Below are 490 nucleotides of genomic sequence, written 5' to 3'. Positions count from 1 at the left end.
CGCTCTGCACCTCGCGCACGGCAAGCGCCGCCGTTGGCTCGTCCATGATCACCAGCTTCGGATTAAAGGTCAGCGCGCGAGCGATCGCCACCGTCTGCTGCTGGCCGCCCGAGAACGAGCCGACCGACCGGTTGATCGACGGTAGCCGCGCGCCGAGCCGCTCGATCATCCTGGACGCCTCGCGGTCCATCGCCGCCTTGTCGACGAAGCCGGGAAACAGGCCGAACACCTTCCTGGTCGGCTCGCGGCCGAGAAAGATATTCGACGCCACGTCCTGCTGCTTGGCCAGCGACAGATCCTGATAGATCATCTCGATGCCGAGCTCGCGCCGTTGGCCGGGGTCGAGCGCAAGGATGTCCTTGCCGTCGTATTCGATCGAGCCCGAATCGGCGCGGTAGATGCCGGTGATGGTCTTCATCAGTGTCGACTTGCCGGCGCCATTGTCGCCGACGAGGCCGACCACCTCGCCGGCCGCGACCGAGAGATCGAC

At 65.9% G+C, this 490-nt stretch carries 1 protein-coding gene; it reads right to left on the bottom strand.

What is annotated here, in order from left to right; translation table 11 throughout:
• Positions 1-490, bottom strand: a 490-nt coding sequence (locus EN781_RS33820; protein ID WP_145965842.1) for an ATP-binding cassette domain-containing protein, incomplete at both ends; no start/stop codon positions are given.

Source organism: Mesorhizobium sp. M4A.F.Ca.ET.090.04.2.1, assembly GCF_003999085.1.
In the GTDB taxonomy this organism is placed as follows: domain Bacteria; phylum Pseudomonadota; class Alphaproteobacteria; order Rhizobiales; family Rhizobiaceae; genus Mesorhizobium.
The sequence above is the reverse complement of the archived record's forward strand: the minus strand, read 5'-3'. Positions and strand labels throughout refer to the sequence as shown.